Below are 18,444 nucleotides of genomic sequence, written 5' to 3'. Positions count from 1 at the left end.
TTTACATTCCTGAAGTCAGCGAGATAAACAGCGGCAGCGACAGGATACACAGGACCGAGCTCAACAGCAGCACGGCTTCTGCATCCGGCGACTGCACGCCAAAGCGGTTACCGAACACCACACCGAAGAAACCGGCAGACAGCGCAATCATCAGAATAGCGGTAATGGCTACGGAGCCATGCAGACCGAAGATAAGCACGATGCCCCAGGCAATAGCAGGCTGAATCAGCAGCTTGGTAATGGTTGCACTGATCACCATGGTGTTGATTTGCAGCTTACGGGCCGACAGGATCACACCGGTCAGGAACAGCGCTGCCGCCGTCGCTGCCAATCCCAGCGGTTTAATCGCCGCCAGCACCAGTTCCGGCATTTTGATGCCGATAGCCGAGAGAATAACCCCTAACAGCGGGCCCATCACGATAGGTTTCTTGATAGAGCGCCACATCAATACCGGCAGCATTGACAGTGTCGAGCCGGTGTTTCCACCGGCTGCCAGCGCTTTTTCACGTTCCAAAATCAGCAGGCAGAATGGCGTCATCAGTACGGAACCGCAGGCAATAGACACAGCAACCGAAAGCGGCGTTGATGACGCTTCACCGAGGACGCTACCAAGAATCGGCAAGCCAAGCGCCGCATAGTTTGGCAGCGCGACAGTCAACGTCAGCACGGCGGCATCCTGCGGAGATTTTTTGAAGACTTTGGTCGCCATAAAGTAGATGGCCGCATAGGTAATCCACATTGCCAACGTCAGCACCACAATCAGCGGTGACTGCGCAACAATCCCGCTCCAGGGCGTTTGTACCGTGGCGCTAAACAGTGCAGCGGGTAAGGCAAAGTCCATCACGAAGATATTGAGCAGGGAGACGTTTTTGTTGTCCACCATTTTGGCCTTCCCGGCCCAGAATCCTAGTAGCATGATGACGAAAATCGGAGCAAGAGCATGAACAATTACGTAAGTCATATTTCACCTGTAATTCAAAAAAAGAAAACCACTTCGTCATTCAGACCGCCTCTGCGTTGACTGCCTTGATGCGATCAGAATGACTTTGTGCTTTAGCACTGATGCGATGATTATTATTTTTCAGATGTAGTGGCCCACGCGGGCGCAACGTCTGCGCCCGCGGAGCCGTACATCCTGCAGGTCTCTTTTTACTTACCAGCTTGCTCGCATACGTTCGCGTACGAGGGCAGAGCTGCGGCGGTTGTCAGCGCCCAGACGGCTTTTCAGCGTTGGGTCCTGACGAGCATCATTGATGGCCTGCTGCAAGGTGTTTAACACCAGCGTCAGATCGTTTGCAGATGGCGCGTCCGGGTTGCTGATATCCAGCAGATTTTCCAGCAGCCCCAGCGTGGCGTAGTTGCTGATGTCGTACGCCATTGGCGGAATCGTCGCCGCCAGTTTCTCCAGCGACTCAACGGAACGCAGCGTGATACGTGCAGCAGATTCTTTGCCCATTGCGTGAATCAGCACACCGTTGTCGTTGAACGCAATCAGACGGTTTGCCTGGTAGCCGTGTGCCAGGAAGGCACCGGACATCGCTTTACCGACAATCAGGCCAATGACCGGGTGCCCCGCCAGACGCGCATTGGCATACGCCGCAGCAGCACCGGCCAGCGCCTGGTGAATACCGAAGCCTTCTTCACGGCGACCATAAGCCTGGCTTGGTACATCAATCACCGCCACAATCGGACGTTTCACCGCGTTATTCGCGTCAGCAGCGATGGTTTCGCTCACCACTTTCGCCAGCGTCCAGCCTTCCAGCAGACCGACTTCACCGCCAGCGGCACGTGGGTAATGGTTATTGGCATCCGGGACAACGGCAATAAAGCGCACCGTCTCACCGTTCAGTTCACCATCAGCGGCCTGTACGGACGGGCACAGCCCGGCAATACGTTTCGCGTTCGGTACGAGGGTTTCCAGCCATAATTCGCCACGGCTTATTGAGTTACTCATCATTTCACCTCCCGGGCGAAAAGCGCATGAATCTGTTCGGTATCGGCCTGTTTACGAGTGTCAAAATTCGTCAAACGGTCGAGATACCAGTCGTAGTTATCGGTGCGGTGTTTTGCCGGTACGCCTTTTGCCAGCGCGTCGTTCATTGCCGCTTTTACGGCATTGACGCCATCACCGACCAGCGCTTCCACCAGCCCGCTTTGGTAGCGAATTTCACCACCGGTCATGCTCCAGATAAACGGACGGTCACGGGAGTCATACTCTTCAATCCCCGCTTCCTGCTCGATAACCTGCGGGCCGTTCAGGCCCAGACGTGCTTCACGGGTCACGATCAGGTAGCTACACAGTGCCGCAGCGATAGACATCCCGCCAAAGCAGCCCACGGTACCGGCGACAATGCCGACCACCGGGGTGTAACGACGCAGGTCAACAATCGCCGCATGAATATCCGCAATCGCCGCCAGGCCAAGGTTGGCCTCCTGCAAACGCACGCCGCCGGTTTCCAGGCTTAAAACAGCCTGAGTTGGGATGCCGTTGCGGTTATCTTCAGCCGCCAGCTCCAGCGCCGCTGCCATTTTGGCACCGGACACTTCACCCATGCTGCCGCCCTGGAATGCGCCTTCAATCGCCACCACCACGGCAGGTTTGCCGTTGATGGTGCCTTTAGCAACGACCATGCCGTCATCCGACTGCGGAACAATGCCCTGCGCGCCGAGCCACGGTGACATCACGCCGTCAAACGGGTCGAGCAGTTCGCGGTAGCTGCCTTCGTCAAGCAGCGCGTGGGCACGCTGGCGTGCTTTTAATTCGATAAAACTGCTGTCATCACGCATGGCTCACCTCTTCAAATACCTGTTCGATACGAATACGTGCAACACCTGGGGTTGCGCCAAAGTCGTGGATCGTCAGTTTTCCCGCAGGCAGGCTGCTGACCGTTTGCAGACGGTTCAACAACGCTTCCCAGCGACTACGGCTGTTATCGACAGAAGTGGTGATATCAATGGTTAACGTCTGGCTCTGGTCGGCGGTGAATAACACCTCCATATCCCCGGAGCCCACAACGCCAGCCAGCGCTTTACCGCTTAAGGTGCGGCTGGCCGGTACGGTTAACATAATGTGTTCCATAACATCCTCTTATTACTTCGTGTATAGGACGAATCGATGCGGTCGATGAACAAGGTGGCGGCGAGCAAATCTGCCGCCCCGCCCGGCGAGGCGTTCAGCGCCAGCATGTGGCTATCGAGTGCGGCCAATGCCGCCTGACCCGCCGGATGAGCGCTGCCGCCGGCACTGAGCACGGCACGCGCGCCGTCCTGCATGGCATCCAGCCCTTCCATACCTGCGCGGGACAGCACGCAGGTATCGGTCAGCGAGGTCATGATCGCCATCAGCGCGTCGAGCCTGGCGTGCGTTTCACTGCTGCCGTTAAACCGGCTTAAGCGCAGTTGCGGCAGCGCACGCTGCATCACATGCGGAAACGCCTGCTGCGCCTCTTCACGCGCACCCGGCACCTGATAACGGTGCGTCGCACGCAGCCCTTTGCTGAACACTTTGGGTGCGGCGGCATCCGGCAGTTTTGCCAGTTCGGCGGCGGTCGCCGCGACCTGCTGCGCGCTCGCGGTGCCACCGTGCATTGCCACCGCGCTTACCAACAATCCCAGTGCCCAAATCGCGCCACGGTGGGTGTTCACACCGCCCGTGGCCGCCATCATCTGTTGCTCGCCTTCGCGACCGAGTCGCCCTATGGTTTGTCTGAGCGCAATATCCGCTGGACGCTGCCAGCTTTGTTGCGCCAACGACTGAAATGTAGAGGTCAGGCTGTGCGCAGAGCGCTCCATCAACGCGAGTGACAAATCGTGATGCGCGCCATTCCCCCGACTGTCCACCAGACCGGGTTTCGGGCTGAGTCGCGCTTCGTCAATCAGACACTGCGTGGCAGTTTGCGCCAGCCATTCGGCACCACCTTCAACCTGAATCGGGGACAGAAGTTTCATTACCAGCTCCGGAATTTCGCAGGTGGGTTGTAAAGACCGCCAGACCATTCAACGAGGTCTGACACGCTACCGGCAGCCAGCAGAGAACGGGTCGCATCGGTACGACGAATGCCCATATCCTCTGGATAGACAACCTTGCCGCTAGCCCGCAGTTCTGCGACACGTTTCGCATCAACGCCCAAACCAATGTCGGTGATCCCAGCAACAGCAGCCACCATCGCCCGGCGTTCTTCAAGATCTTTCGCACGGTAGAGGTAAGCGATCCCCTCTTCGGTCAGAACGTGAGTGACGTCATCGCCGTAAATCATGACCGGCGCCAGCGGCATTCCGGAGGTTTTGGCAACTTCAACTGCATCGAGTTTTTCGACGAAGGTGGGCTTCACGCCGGCCTGGAAGGTTTCGACCATCTGTACGACGAGTTTTTTACCGCGCTGCATGGGGTCAGGTTCGGTAATCATGTTCAGCCAGGCAGCCGTTGCATGACGACGACCGTGCGGGTCATGGCCCATGTTTGGCGCGCCACCGAAACCGGACAGGCGTCCACGGGTCACCGTTGAGGAGTTAGCATAACCATCAACCTGCAAAGTGGAACCGATAAACATATCGACCGCGTACTGACCCGCCAGCTGACAGAAAGCACGGTTAGAACGCATTGAACCATCGGCACCGGTGAAGAACACGTCTGGGCGGGCACGGATGTACTCTTCCATCCCCAGCTCTCCGCCGAAGCAGTGCACGCTTTCAACCCAGCCGCTTTCAATCGCAGGAATCAGCGTTGGATGCGGGTTCAGCGTCCAGTGTTTACAGATTTTGCCTTTCAGACCCAGCTGTTCGCCGTAGGTCGGCAACAGCAGTTCGATTGCCGCGGTGTTAAAGCCGATGCCGTGGTTCAGCGACTGGACCTGGTGTTCTGCGTAGATACCTTTAATGGCCATCATCGCCATCAGGATATGTTCTTGTTTGATCAGGCGCGGGTCACGGGTGAACAACGGTTCGATGAAGAACGGCTTGTCAGCGACAACCACGTAATCAATCCATGAACCCGGAATATCAACGCGCGGCAGGTCGCATTCATCGTCAACCAGTTCGTTAACCTGCGCGATGACGATACCGTCATGGAACGCAGCCGCTTCAACTAGCGCCGGGGTATCTTCGGTGCTCGCCCCGGTGTAGAGGTTACCTTTGCGGTCGGCTTTGAAACCGGCAATCAGCGCCACGTTCGGCGACAGGTCAACGTACAAACGGGAGTAAAGTTCGATGTAGGTGTGGATAGCGCCGATTTCCAGCAGGCCATCTTCCAGTAGCTGCGAGATGCGCAGGCTTTGGGTACCGGAGAAGGAGAAGTCCAGCTTGCGAGCGATACCTTTTTCGAAAATATCCAGATGCTCGCTGCGTCCGACGCTGGGCATAATCATGTGCAGGTCATGCACTTTTTGCGGATTAACTTCAGCCAGCATACGAGATAAGAAATCTGCCTGCTTTTGGTTATTCCCTTCTAATACCACGCGGTCACCCGGCGCGATCAGTAATTCCAGCATCGCGGTCAGGTCTGCGGTCGGCAGAACCTTACCTTGCACCGGAACGGAAGCCAGACGCCGCTGCTTTTCTGTGCGGCGGGTGTTCCAGACTCGTGCTGGCATTTGCCCAGATAACATTATTAACCTCCTGATTCAGCGAATCATTTTGATTGCTTAACACTGGAAAGAGTGTGCGCCCTGGTGAGAAAACCATCAATTAAGCGTAGGCGTGAATCATTAGCTTGAGAGTAATAATTGAAGTAACGATTTGTGATGAGGATCAATTTAAACGGGGTAAGTAAAACGGGTATCGCTACCCGCTTGCAGGAAATTATTTTTGCGCCGCCAGGCGCTGGCGGATATCGTCGAAATGTTGACGGTGATAAAGCTTACCGTCGAGGAAGCGGGTTTTCAGCTCGCCTTCCTGCTCCTGTTGCCAGGTTTGTTCATCATGCAGTCGTAACTCGCCCTGCTCATCACGCGCAACGCGCAGCAGCCCGCGGGCAGAGCGTTTCAGACCATTGTCGGTTTTCGGCTCTTTAAAGAGGGTCCGGCCTTTACCGTTCACTTCTCCCCAGGTCGCTTTCATCGCAAAGCCAAAGGTATCTCGCGTGTTGTACTGATAGGTAAACGATCCAACCCCGAACACCACGTTTGAGCTGGCAAAACCTTTTGCTTCCAGGCGACGCAGAATTTCATTCGCTCGTTCCAGCGTAATGGAATCGCCATAAATCAGGCCTACATGCGGGTCGAGCACCTTATACCCTTTGGCATTAATCGTGCCGCCAAAAATCTCCCACAGCACCTCCACGGAGCCTTTTTCCTCTGGCGTACGTTCGGCACGGCCATCGTCATCTAACCCTGTGCCACACAGAATATCTACTGGGTTGCCGCTGTCCGGACGGAATACCACCCGCCCCTCACGCGCCAGAATGATGTGCTTCAATTCCCGGGTATACTCCGTCAGCACCTGCCAGTAATCCCAGGTATCAGAGACTATCGACACAAATCCCTGCGGGTACAGATCGGCAATCAGACGACGGAAGGTTTCGATCTCGTGTTCACGCTCGCCCATGCACATCACGCTGTGCTCGGTGGCTGGAATGCTGGCACCGATGAAATACGCCTCGCCGTCAGTGTAGTAATCACGGGCATACAGCAGTGACGGAATACTGTCGGTGCCTTTAAAGCTCAGCAGATGCCCGCCCCCAGCCTGCATGGTGTCCTGCAATCCGGACATACCACGAAACGAAAAGTCATGGCACTGGAAATCGAGGTGCGTCATATCGCTACAGGTTTTTTCTGCCCAATGCGCGCAGATTTTGCGGTAGTGATGCGCGATGGTGGCATTGGTTGACGCTTTCCACAGCTCAGCCGACAGCGCCGTCTCGAGGTAATTCACCAGCCAGAAAAACTCAGGTTGAGTATTGATGATGGTTAATACCGGCACCGCCATCGGCACTTTGCTGCCTTCATCGAGTGCTTTAATGTGCAACGGCAGATAGCCCAACTGGTGCAGCGCACGAATGTGATCGACCGCCACGGCATCTTTTCCCAGATACCCGTCCATCACCTGCTTGTATTCGCTGACCACCTCTTCCTGCGGTCGGGCAAAGAACGCCTCGTTAAACAAATCAACCAGAAACCACTGCAAAAAGCCCTGCAGACCGAAGAACACCAGCTTGCCATCCGGCAGCGGCGACGAGAAAAAGCGATCGCTGCGCGGGGTAAAGTTGGAATAGACCCGGCTGGTGCCCTGCGGATACTGAACGCGGTGAGACACTTTGTAGCCATCAATAGCCAAAATTGGATTCATTTTCATAACAGGTGTCTCCCTCAGGCGCGGTAAATCGCGTCAATGTCGATAAGTTCAAGCTGCGGATGGGCCAGCGTAGAGGCCGCTAACGATGTGGTGGTGTAAACGGCGTCAATGCCGTTGGCAAACAGGTGCTCAACGCCTTTAGAAAAGATCCCGTGGGTGACGTACAGGCTGACGCTGCGCGCGCCGGCATCACGTAGAACCTGGGCGGAACCAATGAAGGTGCCGCCAGCATCGCACAGGTCGTCGACAATCAGCACATCCCGGTCTTTAACATCCCCGGCAACCAACGTGAAACCCGTCAGGTTACCGCTGGCGACATCGCGTTTTTTACTCAAAATGGCGTATTCAGCAACCCCCGCAGCTCTGGCAACAGCATCAATTTTCTTTAATGCTCCGGCATCGGGAGCCACCAGCATCAACGCGTTTTGCTGGAACTGGCGCTGCAAGGTCGTGCTTTGCAGCAGACAGGCTTCCTGGGGAAGAGTGATGAAATTATCGATAGCTGCTGCCGCCGCGTCGCTGTGTGGGTCAAGTACCTTCACCTTGTCGAACTGCAACGTATTGAGCTGACGGGCAAAAACCTTCAGCGCAAAGCTGTCGCCCGCCACCATATGTCGGTCCTGGCGCGCCCACGGTAGCCAGGGAAGTTCAAGATGGCTGACCCGTACATCGGTCTGATGGCGCACCGCGTCGACCAACTGCGCCAATAGCATAAAGTCGTTCATATCGCGCATCGCCGTGGCACGAATGCGCATCTGGTGAGCGAAGGATGGCAACGCGTCGGTGACTTTCAACCAGACGGCCCCATCAGGAAAAATGCCGCTGGCAATAGCGTAAGCCTGGTCATCCAGCGTTAAGGTTAATTTTACGCTCATCTCGCTTCCCCTTTTAATTGTGTCCCTTCGACATAATTAATAATGTCTCTAAGACATTAATTAAGCAAGCAAAAAATACAGTATTTTCCAACGTGCGCTAATCAACTGATAATCAATGGAAAAAAAACGCACCTTGCCCACCGATACCGGGCTGGTACACTTGGCAGCGTTGCACATCATCGTGAGTACCTTATGACCACCGAAGCCGACTACCTGAATCAGTACGACGCCCGCCGCTTTCCCTCCCCGCTGGTAACGGTGGATAGCGTGTTGTTTACCGTGCATCAACAGGCGCTGTGCGTGCTGCTAGTCGAACGCGCAAACCAGCCGCAGAAAGGACGGTGGGGATTACCCGGCGGCTTTATTGATATGGCACACGATGATTCCACTCGCGCCACGGCGCTGCGTAAACTTACTGAAAAAACAGGCGTTTCGCCTTCGTGGCTGGAACAGCTGGACACATTTTCCGGGCCAGATCGTGACCCGCGTGGCTGGAGCCTGACAGTCACCTGGTTTGCGCTGATCGCGTGGGTGGACTGCGAACCGCATATTGCCAGCGTCAGCGATGCCCGCTGGGTCCCGGTTGATAAGCTTGCCGACTATCCGTTGGCCTTCGACCACCAGGCGATCATTGATGCCGCCCTGAACCGGCTGCGGCAAAAAACGAAGTATTCTTTACTGCCCGTTTATTGTTTGCCGGATACCTTTACTCATGGTCAGCTACAGGAAGCCACAGAAGTTATCCTCGGCCAGCCGATTCAGCGCAAAAGCCTGATCCGCCGCTTTGAGGCCTCAGATATGTTTGAAGATACCGGTGAAAGCATGGCCACCGGCACGCGGAAAGCCCGCCTGTGGCGACGTAAACCGGGTGTAGATTTTCATCTTTTCTCACGTAACCTGCTGGCTGAATAAGTACAAAATCACATATTGGCTAACCCGCAGGCCCTGCGCGCGGTATAGTCGCTCTTTTCGATGATTAATTGCTCTGGTGTTATGGTTGAAATCACTCCAACAGAAATGAATCTCCCTGCCGATGATTCGCGAGAATTCCGCCCGATGCGCGGGATCAGTAATCGCCATCTGCAAACCATGCTGCCGCGTTTAATTCGCCGTAAGGTGAAGTTCGATGCCCACTGGCAGCGTCTGGAATTACCCGACGGCGACTTTGTCGATCTGGCATGGAGTGAAGATCCACATCAGGCGAAACACAAACCGCGTCTGGTGGTTTTTCACGGTCTGGAAGGTAGCCTGAACAGCCCGTACGCCCACGGTCTGATTGAGGCGGCGCAAAAGCGCGGCTGGTTAGGCGTGGTGATGCATTTTCGCGGCTGCAGCGGCGAGCCGAATCGCCTGAACCGCATTTATCACTCCGGCGAGACCGAGGACGGTACCTGGTTTTTACGCTGGCTGGAGCGCGAGTTCGGCCGCGTGCCAACCGCAGCGGTCGGCTACTCGCTCGGTGGCAACATGCTGGCCTGCCTGTTGGCCAAAGAAGGGAACGCTATCCCGATTGATGCCGCGGTTATTGTCTCCGCGCCGTTCGTGCTGGAAGCCTGTAGCTATCACATGGAAAAAGGGTTCTCCCGCGTCTACCAGCGCTACCTGCTTAATCTGTTAAAAGCCAATGCCTCACGCAAACTTGAGGCTTATCCTGGTTCGCTGCCAGTGAGTCTGGCGCAGCTGAAATCACTGCGCCGCATTCGTGACTTTGACGATCTGATCACCGCCAAAATCCACGGTTTTGCCGATGCGATAGACTATTATCGTCAGTGTAGTGCCATGCCACTGCTCAACCAGATCGCAAAACCGACGCTGATTATTCACGCCAAGGACGATCCTTTTATGGATCACCACGTGATCCCCAAACCGGAAAATCTGCCCTCGCAGGTGGAATATCAGTTAACCGAGCACGGTGGACACGTTGGGTTTATTGGCGGCACGCTGCGTCATCCTGAGATGTGGCTGGAATCCCGTATTCCCGACTGGCTGACAACGTATCTGGAGGCATAACCATGCAGATCCCCTGGCAGGACTTATCCCCTGAAGCGCTGGACAATCTGATTGAAAGCTTTGTCTTGCGCGAAGGCACCGATTATGGTGAACATGAACGTTCGCTCGAACAAAAAGTCGCCGACGTCCGACGCCAGTTACAATCTGGCGAAGCTGTACTGGTATGGTCAGAACTGCATGAAACGGTCAACATTATGCCGCGAAAACAGTTTCGCGAGTAACCCGCAGCCGGCGGCTGACTATAATAAAAACTAACCTATCCATGGAGTTATTATGTCTGCCAAACATCCGGTGATTGCGGTAACAGGATCCAGCGGCGCGGGGACCACCACCACCAGCCTCGCGTTTCGTAAAATTTTCGCGCAGTTAAATCTGTGCGCCGCCGAGGTGGAAGGCGACAGTTTTCACCGTTATACCCGTCCTGAGATGGACATGGCGATCCGCAAAGCGCGCGATGCCGGGCGACACATCAGTTACTTTGGCCCCGAAGCTAACGACTTCGGCCTGCTGGAACAAACCTTCAGTGAATACGGCCAGACCGGCAAAGGCCAGTCACGAAAATATCTGCACACTTACGATGAGGCCGTACCGTGGAATCAGGTGCCGGGGACGTTTACCCCGTGGCAGCCACTGCCTGAACCGACGGACGTCTTATTCTATGAAGGCCTGCACGGTGGCGTGGTGACGCCGCAGCAAAACGTGGCGCGGCACGTTGATCTGCTGGTCGGCGTGGTACCGATCGTCAATCTGGAGTGGATCCAGAAGCTGACCCGCGACACCAGCGAGCGCGGTCACTCCCGCGAGGCGGTAATGGACTCAGTCGTGCGTTCAATGGACGATTACATCAATTACATCACGCCACAGTTTTCCCGTACGCATATTAACTTCCAGCGCGTACCGACCGTCGACACCTCCAACCCTTTTGCAGCAAAGAGCATTCCATCACTGGATGAAAGCTTTGTGGTGATTCATTTTCGTAATCTGGAAGGCATCGACTTCCCGTGGCTGCTGGCAATGCTGCAGGGCTCATTCATTTCCCATATCAATACATTAGTGGTGCCGGGCGGCAAGATGGGTCTGGCGATGGAATTGATTATGCTGCCGCTGGTCCAGCGACTGATGGAAGGCAAAAAAATCGGGTGAAGCGTGGGAAGTGCCCGATGGCGTTACGCTTATCGGGCCTACGAGTCGATAGAGTCCTGTAGGCCGGATAAGGCTACGCAGCCATCCGGCATCATGTATTACGCGGCGATCACTTCATAGGAATGGGTAATATTCACCGCTTTTTCCAGCATCAACGCCACGGAGCAGTATTTTTCCGCAGAGAGATCGACGGCACGAGACACGGAAGCGTCTTTCAGATCGTTACCGGTGACGATGAAATGCAGATTAATATGGGTAAACAGACGCGGTGCTTCTTCACGGCGTTCGGACGTGAGCTTCACTTCGCAGTTGGTCACATCCTGACGACCCTTTTGCAGGATCGACACCACATCAATCGCACTACAGCCACCCGCAGCCATTAGTACCATTTCCATCGGGCTCGGCGCTTTATCACCGGAGTTACCGTCCATCAAGATTTGGTGGCCAGAGGCGGACTCACCGAGGAAGGTTAACCCCTCAACCCACTTTACACGCGCTTGCATATTTCGTAACTCCAATGTTTCAATTTTCCTGACAGATTACGCGTACATAACAATTCTCGCAACGGAAGGCGACCTGAGTCATGCTGAAGCGAGACACCAGGAGACACACGGCGAAAGCTATGCTAAAACAGTCAGGATGCTACAGTAATACATTGACGTACTGCATGTATGCAGAGGACATCACATTACAGGCTGCAGTTCACTTTTTAGCAGCCCCTTTCCCAGGTAGCGGGAAGCATATTTTTGCAACCCCAGAGGCAGCGTCGTTTTCTGGCTCTGGAGACAGCTTATAACAGAGGATAACCGCGCATGGTGCTTGGCAAACCGCAAACAGACCCGACTCTCGAATGGTTCTTGTCTCATTGCCATATTCATAAGTACCCATCGAAGAGCACGCTGATTCACCAGGGTGAAAAAGCGGAAACGTTGTATTACATCGTTAAAGGCTCAGTGGCAGTGCTGATCAAAGATGAAGAAGGGAAAGAAATGATCCTCTCTTATCTGAATCAGGGCGACTTCATTGGTGAATTAGGCCTGTTTGAAGAAGGCCAGGAACGTAGCGCCTGGGTACGTGCTAAAACCGCATGTGAAGTCGCTGAAATTTCATACAAAAAATTTCGTCAATTAATCCAGGTTAACCCGGATATTCTGATGCGCCTGTCTTCTCAGATGGCCCGTCGCCTGCAGGTAACGTCCGAAAAAGTGGGCAACCTTGCCTTCCTGGATGTCACCGGTCGTATCGCCCAGACCCTGTTGAACCTGGCGAAACAACCTGACGCGATGACCCACCCGGACGGCATGCAGATCAAAATCACCCGTCAGGAAATTGGCCAGATCGTTGGCTGCTCCCGTGAAACCGTTGGTCGTATCTTGAAGATGCTGGAAGATCAGAACCTGATCTCCGCACACGGTAAGACCATCGTCGTCTACGGCACGCGTTAACCTCATCGAAATGGCGCGTTACCTGGTAATGCGCCATTTTTGTTTGCACCGATGTGGCGAAGACTGATTTATCACCCAGAGATCAACTACGCACTACGACAAACGCTGGTGCTATGTTTACCCGTGGCTGTCGGTCTTATCATCGGCCAGCTTCATCTGGGACTGCTCTTCTCCCTCGTCCCCGCCTGCTGCAACATTGCCGGTCTTGATACCCCGCATAAGCGATTTTTTAAACGCTTAGTTATTGGCGCGTCACTGTTTGCCGGATGCAGCCTGATCATGCAGCTATTGCTGGCAGAAAACATTGCACTACCGTTGATCCTCACCGGCCTGACGCTCATTCTCGGTGTGACCGCCGAGTTAAGCCCACTGCATGCACGACTGCTGCCCGCCTCGCTGATTGCCGCTATTTTCACGCTAAGCCTGGCCGGAAACATGCCGGTCTGGGAACCGCTGCTGATCTATGCGCTGGGAACATTGTGGTACGGCGCGTTCAACTGGTTCTGGTTCTGGCTGTGGCGTGAGCAGCCACTGCGCGAATCGCTCAGCTTGTTATACCGCGAACTGGCCGATTACTGTGAAGCAAAATACAGCCTGCTAACCCAGCACGTCGATCCTGAAAAAGCGCTGCCCCCGCTGCTGGTTCGCCAGCAAAAAGCGGTGGATCTGATCACCCAGTGCTATCAGCAAATGCATATGCTGTCGGCACATCACAACAACGAGTACAAACGCCTGTTGCGGGCCTTTCAGGAGGCGCTGGATTTACAGGAGCATATTTCCGTCAGCCTGCATCAGCCGGAAGAGGTGCAGAAGCTGGTCGAACGCAGCCATGCGGAGCAGGTGATTCGCTGGAATGCGCGCACCGTCGCCGACCGGTTACGTGTTCTGGCAGATGACATTCTGTATCACCGCTTGCCGACACGCTTTTCGATGGAAAAACAGATTGGCACGCTGGAGAAAATTGCCAACCAGCACCCGGAAAACCCGGTCGGGCAGTTTTGTTACTGGCACTTTAGCCGCATTGCCCGCGTGCTGCGTACCCAGCGACCGCTGTATGCTCGGGATTTAATGGCCGACAAACAGCGCCGCCTGCCGTTACTCCCAGCCCTGAAAAACTATCTTTCGCTGAAATCTCCCGCGCTACGTAATGCCGGGCGTATCAGCGTCATGCTGAGCATCGCCAGCCTGATGGGCAGCGCCTTACACCTGCCCAAACCTTATTGGATCCTGATGACGGTCCTGTTCGTCACGCAAAATGGCTACGGTGCCACGCGGGTACGCATTCTGCATCGTTCGCTGGGCACGCTTGTTGGGCTGGTGATTGCTGGCGTCACGTTGCACTTTCATATTCCGGAAGGGTTTACGCTGGCGGCCATGCTGGTCATCACCCTCGTCAGCTATCTGATCATGCGCAAAAACTACGGCTGGGCCACCGTCGGCTTTACAGTCACGGCGGTGTACACTCTGCAGTTGCTGACGCTGAACGGGGAACAGTTTATTGTGCCGCGTTTTGTCGATACGGTGCTGGGCTGTTTGATTGCCTTTGGTGGCACGCTCTGGCTGTGGCCACAGTGGCAGAGCGGCCTGCTGCGCAAAAACGCCCACGATGCGCTGGAAGCCGACCAGGAAGCCATTCGCCTGATCCTCAGCAACGATCCGCAGGCCACACCGCTGGCGTATCAACGTATGCGGGTCAATCAGGCGCATAACACGCTGTTTAACTCACTGAACCAGGCAATGCAGGAGCCGGGATTCAACTCGCACTATCTGGCCGATATGAAACTGTGGGTCACACACAGCCAGTTCATCGTCGAACACATTAACGCGATGACCACGCTGGCCAGAGAACACACTATGTTGACGCCGGATTTGGCGCAGCGGTATCTGGAGTCCTGCGAGATTGCGATTCAGCGCTGTCAGCAGCGGCTGGAATATGACGGGCCGGGAAGTTCCGGCGATGTGAACATTCTTGAGTCGTCGGAGATGCTGTCCCACGGTCCGTTAAGTACCCTGGAGCAGCACCTGCAACGTATACTGGGGCATCTGAATACCATGCACACCATTTCGTCAGTGGCATGGCGTCAGCGCCCGCACCACGGTATCTGGCTGAGCCGCCGGTTGCGGGATATGAAAGGTTAAGATCGACTGCCGGATGCGCTACGCTTATCCGGCCTACGAATCACACCTTACCCTGTAGGCCGGATAAGGCGTTTACGCCGCCATCCGGCAATCAACCAATCAGCCCACCACCTTCGCCACCGCTTGGGCGAAACGCTGCATCCCTTGATCAATATCCGCCTGTTCCACCACTAACGATGGCGCAAAACGCATCACATCCGGCCCCGCGTTCAGCACCATGACTCCTTCATGGGCGGCGGCGTAGAGGAAATCACGCGCCCGACCTTTGAACTGTGGCTTCAGCTCCGCGCCAATCAGCAGCCCCATACCGCGAATATCGCTAAAAATGTCATACTGAGCATCGATTTTCTGTAAATGCGCAACAAACGCCTGGCGTTTGGACTGAATACCGTCCAGCACGTCCGGCGTGTTGATGATGTCGAACGCCGCCTCCGCCACCGCACAGGCCAGCGGGTTACCGCCGTAGGTCGAGCCGTGTGAACCGACATGGAAAGCAGAAGCGATTTCCTGAGTGGTCAACACCGCGCTCACCGGGAAACCGCCGCCGAGGGCTTTGGCGCTGGTCAGGATGTCTGGCGTCACGCCATAATGCATATAGGCAAACAGGTCGCCGGTACGCCCCATACCACATTGCACTTCATCAAATACCAGCAATGCCTGATGCTGATCGCACAGTTCGCGCAGGCCCTGCAGGAATTCCGGCGTGGCGGCCATAACACCACCTTCGCCCTGAATCGGCTCGACCACCACCGCGCAGGTGTGATCGTCCATCACCGCTTTTACCGCATGCAGGTCGTTAAACGGTACATGAATAATGTCCGCCGGTTTTGGGCCAAAGCCGTCAGAATATTTTGGCTGCCCACCGACGGAAACGGTAAACAGCGAGCGGCCATGAAACGCATTATGGAAGGCGATAATTTTGGTTTTGAACGGGCTATGGCGGACGCAGGCATAGTGGCGCGCCAGCTTAAAGGCGGTTTCGTTGGCTTCGGTGCCGGAGTTCATGAACAGCACGCGTTCGGCAAAGGTCGCATCAATGATTTTGCGGCCTAAGCGCAAAGCGGGTTCATTGGTGAAAACATTACTGGTGTGCCACAGAGTTTCGCCCTGGGTTTTCAATGCCTCGACCAGGGCCGGATGGCAATGCCCTAACGCGGTAACCGCAATGCCGCCCGCGAAATCAACATACTCTTTCCCCTGTTGATCCCAGACTCGACTTCCTTTCCCTTTGACCGGAATAAACTCTGCCGGTGCATAAATCGGCAGAATCACTTCATCGAAGGTCGCGCGCGTAATTGCAGTTTGTTCAGTTGCCATGTCATTACCACCCAGTTAAGCAGAAATGTTAGTGAAATTATAATCATAAAATATGAATAAAAAATCACTTAATAGCAACTACAAATCACCGATTGAGGAAATTAGCCAGCAGTTGATGCCCCTGCTCACTGAGGATACTCTCCGGATGGAATTGCACGCCTTCCAGATCCCACTCGCGGTGGCGAATGCCCATGATTTCCTGCGTCTCACTCCAGGCCGTTACCTCAAAGCACGCCGGCAGCGTCTCAGGGGCAACCACCAAAGAGTGGTAGCGCGTCACCGTTAGTGGGTTCGCCAGCCCCTGAAAAACGCCCTGTCCGGTATGCGTAATCGGGGAGGTCTTACCGTGCATCACTTTGGCCGCCCGCACCACGCTGGCACCAAATGCCTGCGCCATCGCCTGGTGACCCAGACAGACGCCCAGCATCGATATTTTTCCCGCATAGTGACGGATGACATCCAGCGAAATCCCGGCATCATCCGGCGTGCAGGGACCGGGGGAAATAACGATTTTTTGCGGGCTCAGCGCGTCAATCTGCGCCAGCGTCAGCTCGTCGTTGCGCCTGACAAGGACCTCAGCGCCCAGTTCGCAAAAATATTGATACAGGTTCCAGGTAAAAGAATCGTAGTTATCGATAAGCAGGATCATGGCGGCTCCGGTACAGAAAACCGCGTTATTCTACCCAGTTTCTCGGGCTTCGCTTACCACTTTACGAAATATCACCCGTAGCGCCGACAGGTCGCCCATCGCACCACTCTGGTTGGCCTGATTCCACTCTTCGACCGGGATACCATCCCAACTGAGCATATACCCGGCATGGACCGCTAACTGTTCGAAGAAAATACGCTGGGCCAGACCGCTGCCAATACGAAATGGGTGCAGCACATTAATTTCGCAATAATAATGCGCCAGTCGATCGATGAACTTATCCGCTGACAGCCCCACCAGCCAGGACTCGTCTTCCAGGTCCTGCATCAGCGCGTTGCCCTCTTTCTCGATGTAGGCAAAGTGGCAAAAGCGGGTATCGCCCTGGTAAATATCGACCTCGCGCAGATGGCCCGCCCAGTCAAAAATATCCTGATAGAGTTCACGATGAATAGCACACAGATGCGGCAAGCCGCGTTTTAGCGGGCCCAGCCCAATCGTCGCCGCCCGGAGCGCCGTCAATTCATAGGCCGCCTGCGCCAGACGTTGGGCCTGATGAACCCCCAGACGATTACGCATCACATTCAGGCCAGGATACAAATAGGGATCGCGCCCATCACCGAATTTATCGCTCATAGTGCCTCCTCAATTCTTCAAGGCGCGCGAGGGCATCTTCAGCACTCAGCGTAACCCGTGGAATATCCACGCCTTCCAGTCGTCTGCTAGCCTGGAAATTGCCGTTTCGCAGTTGCTCCCAGAGACTGGACTTTTGTTTATCGGTGAGTTTTTTCACGTGACCTCCCTGAATGTGCCGGCACTTGCCACAAGTATAAGCAGCAATTTCGGGTTACGCAGAGAAGGGAGAGAACGCGGGCAGGAACCGCCCGCGCAAAAATACGATTACGGCAGGACTTTCGCAGACAGGATAACAATCGGTTTGGACGGAACGTTCTGGTAAGGGCCGACGTCGTGAGTCGGCACCTGGGCTATCTTATCCGCGACATCCATCCCCTTCACCACTTTACCAAAGACGGCATATCCGAAGTCACGCTGGCCGTGATCGAGGAAAGCGTTGTCCGCAATGTTGATAAAGAACTGGCTGGTTGCGCTGTCTTTGTCTGCGGTCCGCGCCATGGCAATGGTGCCACGGGTATTGCGCAGCCCGTTATCGGCTTCATTTTTGATAGGCGGGTTAGGTTTCTTCTGCTGCATCTGCTCGGTAAAACCGCCCCCCTGCACCATAAACCCAGGGATCACACGGTGAAACGTGGTGTTGTTATAGAAACCACTGTTTACATAATCGACAAAGTTTTGCACTGAAACCGGGGCCTTTTGGCTGTTCAGTTCCAGCTCAATGTTACCGGCAGAGGTTGTCAGCAGAACACGAGGGTCACCTTTCGCTGCCAGTGCTGCGGGAGAGAGGGCAGAAAGAGCGAGAACAGCTGCAACAGCCGCCAGAGTCGATTTGAGCATGAGAATTCCTTTACAAGAGCAGAAATGAAGCAAGTGAATTGATTCTAAAGAGCCTTCCATGACAAGGCCATCCCTTTACTTAATTTTACGAACTTGAAACAAATGTAAC

General features: G+C 55.0%; 20 protein-coding genes. 6 read left to right on the top strand and 14 right to left on the bottom strand.

Features of this window, described 5'->3' with window-relative positions; translation table 11 throughout:
* Position 1: 1 nt before the first annotated feature.
* The 8 genes from IMQ48_RS04430 to prs all read right to left on the bottom strand — a co-directional run bounded on the left by IMQ48_RS04430 (position 2) and on the right by prs (position 8,162).
* Positions 2-961: an AEC family transporter gene (locus IMQ48_RS04430; protein ID WP_196208057.1), complete on the bottom strand. Its 960-nt coding sequence runs from the start codon at positions 959-961 to the stop codon at positions 2-4.
* Positions 962-1,153: 192 nt separating this feature from the next.
* The gene (gene mdcE, locus IMQ48_RS04425; RefSeq protein ID WP_196208084.1) at positions 1,154-1,954 is read right to left on the bottom strand and encodes a biotin-independent malonate decarboxylase subunit gamma; all 801 of its coding nucleotides are present in this window, start codon (positions 1,952-1,954) and stop codon (positions 1,154-1,156) included.
* Positions 1,954-2,787, bottom strand: a complete 834-nt coding sequence (locus tag IMQ48_RS04420; RefSeq protein ID WP_115257326.1) for a biotin-independent malonate decarboxylase subunit beta — start codon at positions 2,785-2,787, stop codon at positions 1,954-1,956. The genes mdcE and IMQ48_RS04420 overlap by 1 nt, the downstream gene beginning before the upstream one ends.
* Complete coding sequence (gene mdcC, locus IMQ48_RS04415) at positions 2,780-3,079, bottom strand: malonate decarboxylase acyl carrier protein (protein WP_196208056.1); 300 nt, start codon at positions 3,077-3,079, stop codon at positions 2,780-2,782. Before mdcC ends, IMQ48_RS04420 begins: the two co-directional genes overlap by 8 nt.
* Complete coding sequence (locus tag IMQ48_RS04410; RefSeq protein WP_196208055.1) at positions 3,061-3,948, bottom strand: triphosphoribosyl-dephospho-CoA synthase; 888 nt, start codon at positions 3,946-3,948, stop codon at positions 3,061-3,063. Before IMQ48_RS04410 ends, mdcC begins: the two co-directional genes overlap by 19 nt.
* On the bottom strand, positions 3,948-5,603 hold the full coding sequence (mdcA, locus tag IMQ48_RS04405; protein ID WP_196208054.1) for a malonate decarboxylase subunit alpha: 1,656 nt from the start codon (positions 5,601-5,603) through the stop codon (positions 3,948-3,950). Before mdcA ends, IMQ48_RS04410 begins: the two co-directional genes overlap by 1 nt.
* 193 nt (positions 5,604-5,796) lie before the next feature.
* A complete protein-coding gene (locus IMQ48_RS04400; protein WP_196208053.1) occupies positions 5,797-7,287 on the bottom strand; it encodes a nicotinate phosphoribosyltransferase in 1,491 nt (496 codons plus the stop codon).
* Positions 7,288-7,301: 14 nt separating this feature from the next.
* Positions 7,302-8,162 (bottom strand): ribose-phosphate diphosphokinase, encoded by an 861-nt coding sequence (gene prs / locus IMQ48_RS04395; RefSeq protein ID WP_196208052.1) that lies wholly within the window; start codon positions 8,160-8,162, stop codon positions 7,302-7,304.
* A 192-nt stretch (positions 8,163-8,354) separates the two neighbouring features.
* Between prs and IMQ48_RS04390 the strand changes: the two genes are divergently transcribed.
* From IMQ48_RS04390 to IMQ48_RS04375, 4 genes are all read left to right on the top strand, one after another.
* On the top strand, positions 8,355-9,074 hold the full coding sequence (locus IMQ48_RS04390; RefSeq protein ID WP_117342452.1) for an NUDIX domain-containing protein: 720 nt from the start codon (positions 8,355-8,357) through the stop codon (positions 9,072-9,074).
* A gap of 81 nt (positions 9,075-9,155) precedes the next feature.
* The gene (locus IMQ48_RS04385) at positions 9,156-10,172 is read left to right on the top strand and encodes a hydrolase (protein ID WP_196208051.1); all 1,017 of its coding nucleotides are present in this window, start codon (positions 9,156-9,158) and stop codon (positions 10,170-10,172) included.
* Between the two features lie 2 nt (positions 10,173-10,174).
* Positions 10,175-10,393 carry a YheU family protein gene (locus tag IMQ48_RS04380; RefSeq protein WP_096759303.1) on the top strand — a complete coding sequence of 73 codons (219 nt, stop codon included), beginning with the start codon at positions 10,175-10,177 and terminating at the stop codon, positions 10,391-10,393.
* 52 nt (positions 10,394-10,445) lie between these two features.
* Positions 10,446-11,315, top strand: a complete 870-nt coding sequence (locus IMQ48_RS04375) for a phosphoribulokinase (protein WP_196208050.1) — start codon at positions 10,446-10,448, stop codon at positions 11,313-11,315.
* Between the two features lie 98 nt (positions 11,316-11,413).
* Here IMQ48_RS04375 and IMQ48_RS04370 read toward each other — a convergent pair whose 3' ends face one another.
* On the bottom strand, positions 11,414-11,818 hold the full coding sequence (locus IMQ48_RS04370) for an OsmC family protein (RefSeq protein ID WP_096759301.1): 405 nt from the start codon (positions 11,816-11,818) through the stop codon (positions 11,414-11,416).
* Between the two features lie 309 nt (positions 11,819-12,127).
* Between IMQ48_RS04370 and crp the strand changes: the two genes are divergently transcribed.
* A complete protein-coding gene (crp, locus tag IMQ48_RS04365) occupies positions 12,128-12,760 on the top strand; it encodes a cAMP-activated global transcriptional regulator CRP (protein WP_000242758.1) in 633 nt (210 codons plus the stop codon).
* A gap of 51 nt (positions 12,761-12,811) precedes the next feature.
* On the top strand, positions 12,812-14,899 hold the full coding sequence (locus IMQ48_RS04360) for a YccS/YhfK family putative transporter (protein WP_196208083.1): 2,088 nt from the start codon (positions 12,812-12,814) through the stop codon (positions 14,897-14,899).
* 99 nt (positions 14,900-14,998) lie between these two features.
* On the opposite strand, the gene IMQ48_RS04355 is transcribed toward IMQ48_RS04360, so the two are convergent.
* The 5 genes from IMQ48_RS04355 to ppiA all read right to left on the bottom strand — a co-directional run bounded on the left by IMQ48_RS04355 (position 14,999) and on the right by ppiA (position 18,335).
* Positions 14,999-16,216: an aspartate aminotransferase family protein gene (locus IMQ48_RS04355; protein ID WP_196208049.1), complete on the bottom strand. Its 1,218-nt coding sequence runs from the start codon at positions 16,214-16,216 to the stop codon at positions 14,999-15,001.
* 85 nt (positions 16,217-16,301) lie between these two features.
* Positions 16,302-16,865 (bottom strand): aminodeoxychorismate synthase component 2, encoded by a 564-nt coding sequence (gene pabA, locus IMQ48_RS04350; RefSeq protein WP_196208048.1) that lies wholly within the window; start codon positions 16,863-16,865, stop codon positions 16,302-16,304.
* Positions 16,866-16,895: 30 nt separating this feature from the next.
* Entirely contained in the window at positions 16,896-17,498 is a 603-nt protein-coding gene (locus IMQ48_RS04345) for a putative adenosine monophosphate-protein transferase Fic (protein ID WP_196208047.1), read from the bottom strand.
* Positions 17,488-17,655, bottom strand: coding sequence for a YhfG family protein (locus tag IMQ48_RS04340; protein ID WP_096759296.1), 168 nt, complete (start codon positions 17,653-17,655; stop codon positions 17,488-17,490). Before IMQ48_RS04340 ends, IMQ48_RS04345 begins: the two co-directional genes overlap by 11 nt.
* A gap of 107 nt (positions 17,656-17,762) precedes the next feature.
* Positions 17,763-18,335: a peptidylprolyl isomerase A gene (ppiA, locus tag IMQ48_RS04335; protein WP_096759295.1), complete on the bottom strand. Its 573-nt coding sequence runs from the start codon at positions 18,333-18,335 to the stop codon at positions 17,763-17,765.
* Positions 18,336-18,444 lie beyond the last annotated feature (109 nt).

This window comes from Citrobacter sp. Res13-Sevr-PEB04-36 (assembly GCF_015672735.1).
In the GTDB taxonomy this organism is placed as follows: Bacteria; Pseudomonadota; Gammaproteobacteria; order Enterobacterales; family Enterobacteriaceae; genus Citrobacter.
Note: the sequence above shows the minus strand (reverse complement) of the source record. Positions and strands in the feature narration are given on the sequence as shown.